The sequence below is a fragment of the Kitasatospora aureofaciens genome (genome assembly GCF_001188955.3).
GTDB classification, from domain to species: domain Bacteria; phylum Actinomycetota; class Actinomycetes; order Streptomycetales; family Streptomycetaceae; genus Kitasatospora; species Kitasatospora aureofaciens.
On sequence record NZ_JPRF03000099.1, the window covers coordinates 1 to 4645 of the forward strand.

The 4645-nt window shown below is 71.1% G+C and carries 2 protein-coding genes; both read right to left on the reverse strand.

The window, feature by feature from the left end; genetic code table 11:
* Positions 1–989: serine/threonine-protein kinase (locus tag HS99_RS40305; protein ID WP_141763916.1), on the reverse strand; the 989-nt coding region annotated here is incomplete at its 3' end.
* A gap of 261 nt (positions 990–1250) precedes the next feature.
* On the reverse strand, positions 1251–4645 hold a 3395-nt coding region (locus tag HS99_RS40310; RefSeq protein WP_063738044.1), incomplete at its 5' end, for a multifunctional oxoglutarate decarboxylase/oxoglutarate dehydrogenase thiamine pyrophosphate-binding subunit/dihydrolipoyllysine-residue succinyltransferase subunit.

Consider the following 4645-nt stretch of genomic DNA (forward strand, 5'->3'; position numbering starts at 1 on the left):
GGGGCCGCCGGCGCCGGCGGGGTCGCGGGGGCGGCCGGCAGCGGAGCCGGGGGCGTCCTGGGCAGGTCGGAGCGCCGGGTGATCTCGGTGTTGACCTGCCGCGGCAGCCAGTCCTCGCCGAACCGCAGCTGGCCGCCGACCTCCGGGTGGTTGCGGGCGGCCTGGATGATCTCGGCCGGCTTCGGGCGGTCCTCCGGCGACTTCGCCAGGCAGCGCTGGACCAGCTCGCGGAGGTCCGCCGGGACGGCCGTCAGGTCGGGCTCCTCGTGCACCACCCGGTAGAGCACCGCGGTGTCCGGCCCGTCACCGAACGGCGGGGTGCCGCCGGCCACGTACGCGGCCAGGGCGCCCAGCGCGAAGACGTCGGTGGCCGGGGTGACCGCGCGGCCCTGCGCCTGCTCGGGGGCCATGAAGGCGGGGGAGCCGATCCGGTAGCCGGTGCCGGTCAGCGCGGTGGCGTCGGCGGCCCGGGCGATGCCGAAGTCGATCACCCGCGGTCCGTCCCCGGCGACCAGCACGTTGGCGGGCTTGAGGTCGCGGTGGACCACCTCGACGCTGTGGATCGCCTGCAGCGCCTCGGCGATGCCGCCCATCAGCAGCAGCACGGTGCGCACCGGCAGCGCGCCGTGCTCCCGCACCACCTGCTGCAGGGACGGGCCGGGCACGTACGCGGTGACCAGCCACGGGGCGTCCGAGTCCAGGCCGCCTGAGTCGATCACCTGGGCGGTGTACAGCCCGTGGATCCGCTGGGCGTTGCTGACCTCCTGGGCGAACCGGCGGCGGAACTCGCCGTCCTCGGCGAACTCGGAGCGCACCACCTTGAGCGCCACCGGACGCCCGCCGGGCGTGTACGAGAGGTAGACGCGCCCCATGCCGCCGGCGCCGAGCCGGGCGAACAGCCGGTAGCCGCCGACCTCCCGGGGGTCGTCCGGAAGGAGCGGCTGGAAGACCGGAGGCAGTTTGCCGGGGTGCGGCGTGTCGGCGGTCATTGGTGATCCCCCTGGGATGAGCGATGAGGTCGTTCGGCCGGCTCGCGGGCGCAGGGACCGGCGCCCGGCGGCGAACCGGCGAGGCATAACCTATCGATCCGTCAGGAAACCGCGCAGGCCGGTCCGCGTTTGGTTGCAGAGCTGCGACCTTTGCCGGGGCACGACACGGCGCCCGCGGCACGACGACGCCCGCGGCCCCCGCTCCCTCGGTGAGGGGACGGGGGCCGCGGGCGTGTCGGCGGTGCGGGGGGTCTCAGCGCGTCAGAGCGCGAAGACCTCCTCGATCAGCGCCTGCTGCTCGGCACCGTGCCGCTTGGCCGAGCCGACGGCCGGCGACGAGGCCGCCGTGCGGGCGACGCGGCGCAGACGGGCGTCGCCGCCGCTGCGGCCGATGACGACCTGCAGGTGGTCGACCAGGTTCATCGCGATGAACGGCCAGGCACCCTGGTTGGCCGGCTCCTCCTGCGCCCAGACGAACTGGACGTTGTCGCCGTAGCGGGCCAGCTCCTCCTGGAGCTCGGCCACCGGCAGCGGGTACAGCCGCTCCATGCGGACGATCGCGGTGTCGGTGATGCCGCGCTCGGTCCGGGCCGCCGCCAGGTCGTAGTAGAACTTGCCGGAGGTGATGACCACCTTGCGGACCTGCGCCGGGTCGACGGTGGTGTCACCGATGACCGGGCGGAACGAGCCCGACAGGAACTCCTCGGTCGCACTCGCCGCGGCCTTCAGACGCAGCATCGACTTCGGGGTGAAGACGATCAGCGGCTTGTGGTGCGGGTTGTGCGCCTGCCAGCGCAGCAGGTGGAAGTAGTTCGACGGCAGGGTCGGCATGGCGACCGTCATGTTGTCCTGCGCGCACAGCTGGAGGAAGCGCTCCGGGCGGGCGGACGAGTGGTCCGGGCCCTGGCCCTCGTAGCCGTGCGGCAGCAGCAGGGTGACGCCGGAGTGCTGGCCCCACTTCTGCTCGGCGGAGGCGATGTACTCGTCCACCATGGTCTGCGCGCCGTTGACGAAGTCGCCGAACTGCGCCTCCCACATGACCAGCGCGTTCGGGCGGGTCAGCGAGTAGCCGTACTCGAAGCCCATGGCCGCGTACTCCGACAGCAGGCTGTCGTAGACGGTGTAGCGGGCCTGGTCCTCGGTGAGGTACTGCAGCGGGGTGTAGTCCTCGCCGGTCTTGCGGTCGATCAGGACGGCGTGCCGCTGGCCGAAGGTGCCGCGGCGGCTGTCCTGGCCGGCCAGGCGGACCGGGTGGCCCTCCATGAGCAGCGAGCCGATGGCGAGGGTCTCGCCCATCGCCCAGTCGATGGTGTTGTCCTCGACCGAGGCGGCGCGGCGCTGCAGCTGCGGCAGCAGGCGCGGGTGGACGGTCAGCCAGTCCGGGAAGTTGACCTGCGAGGCGGCGATCCGCTTGACCATCTCCTGGGAGATGCCGGTCTGGATGGAGACCGGGAAGTCGGCGACCGGCTTGCCCGTGGTGGTGTCGGCCGGAGCCTGGGCCGCCTCGCGGACCTCGGCGAAGACCTTCTCCAGCTGGCCCTGGAAGTCCTGGAGCGCCTGCTCCGCCTCTTCCATGGTGATGTCGCCGCGACCGATCAGGCCCTCGGTGTACAGCTTGCGCACCGAGCGCTTCTTGTCGATCAGGTCGTACATCAGCGGCTGGGTGAACGACGGGTTGTCGGCCTCGTTGTGACCGCGGCGGCGGTAGCAGATGAGGTCGATCACGACGTCCTTGTGGAACGCCTGGCGGAACTCGAAGGCGAGCCGCGCGACGCGGACCACGGCCTCCGGGTCGTCGCCGTTCACGTGGAAGATCGGGGCCTCGATCATGCGGGCCACGTCGGTGCAGTACATCGAGGAGCGCGAGGACGCCGGGGCGGCGGTGAAGCCGACCTGGTTGTTCACCACGACGTGCACGGTGCCGCCGGTGCGGTAGCCGCGCAGCTGCGACATGTTCAGGGTCTCCGCGACGACGCCCTGGCCGGCGAAGGCCGCGTCGCCGTGGATCTGGATCGGCAGCACCGGGAAGGTGGTGCCGCCCTGGTCCAGGATGTCCTGCTTGGCGCGGGCGATGCCCTCGACGACCGGGTCGACCGTCTCCAGGTGGGAGGGGTTCGCGGCGAGCGAGACCTTGATGGTCTCCCCGTCCAGCCCGGTGAAGGTGCCCTCGGAGCCGAGGTGGTACTTGACGTCGCCGGAGCCGTGCATCGACTTCGGGTCGAGGTTGCCCTCGAACTCGCCGAAGATCTTGCCGTACGGCTTGCCGACGATGTTGGCCAGCACGTTCAGGCGGCCGCGGTGGGCCATGCCGATGACGGCCTCGTCCAGGCGGTGCTCGGCGGCGGCGTCGATGGTCGCGTCCAGCAGCGCGATCAGCGACTCACCGCCCTCCAGCGAGAAGCGCTTCTGGCCGACGTACTTGGTCTGCAGGAACGTCTCGAAGGCCTCGGCCGAGTTCAGCCGGCGCAGGATCCGCAGCTGCTCCTCGCGCTCGGGCTTCGCGTACGGCTTCTCCAGGCGCTCCTGCAGCCACTTGCGCTGCTTCGGGTCCTGGATGTGCATGTACTCGATGCCGACGGTGCGGCAGTAGGTGTTGCGCAGCAGGCCGAGGATGTCGCGGAGCTTCATCATCTTCTGGCCGCCGAAGCCGCCGACCGCGAACTCGCGCTCCAGGTCCCACAGGGTGAGGCCGTGGGTGGTGACGTCCAGGTCGGGGTGCTTGCGCTGCTTGTACTCCAGCGGGTCGGTGTCGGCCATGAGGTGGCCGCGGACCCGGTAGGAGTGGATCAGCTCCATGACGCGGGCGGTCTTGTTGACCTCGTCGTCGTGGGTGGTGGCGACGTCGGTCGCCCAGCGGACCGGCTCGTACGGGATCCGCAGCGACTCGAAGATCTCGTCGTAGAAGCCGTTCTCGCCGAGCAGCAGGCGGTGGATCTCGCGCAGGAACTCGCCGGACGCCGCGCCCTGGATGACGCGGTGGTCGTAGGTCGAGGTCAGCGTCATGATCTTGGAGACGCCCAGACGGGACAGGGTCTCCGGGGCGGAGCCCTGGAACTCGGCCGGGTACTCCATGGCGCCGACGCCGACGATGGTGCCCTGGTTCTGCATCAGGCGCGGCACGGAGTGCACGGTGCCGATGCCGCCGGGGTTGGTCAGCGAGACCGTGACGCCGGTGAAGTCGTCCATGGTCAGCTTGTTGGCGCGGGCCCGGCGGACGATGTCCTCGTAGGCCTGCCAGAAGCCGAAGAAGTCGAGGGTCTCGGCCTTCTTGATGGCCGCGACGACCAGCTGGCGGTCGCCGTTCGGCTTGACCAGGTCGATCGCCAGGCCGAGGTTGACGTGCTCCGGCTTGACCAGGAAGGCCTTGCCGTCCTCCACCTTGTAGCTGTGGTTCATGCCCGGGGCGGCCTTGATGGCCTGGACCAGGGCGTAACCGATCAGGTGGGTGAAGGAGACCTTGCCGCCGCGGGCGCGCTGCAGGTGGTTGTTGATGACGATGCGGTTGTCGATCAACAGCTTCGCCGGGACGGCGCGGACCGAGGTCGCGGTCGGCACCTCCAGCGAGGCGTCCATGTTGGCGGCGACGGCCTTGGCCGGGCCGCGCAGCTGGACCAGCTCGGGGCCGGCCGGGGCGGCGGCCGGGGCCGGGGCGGTGG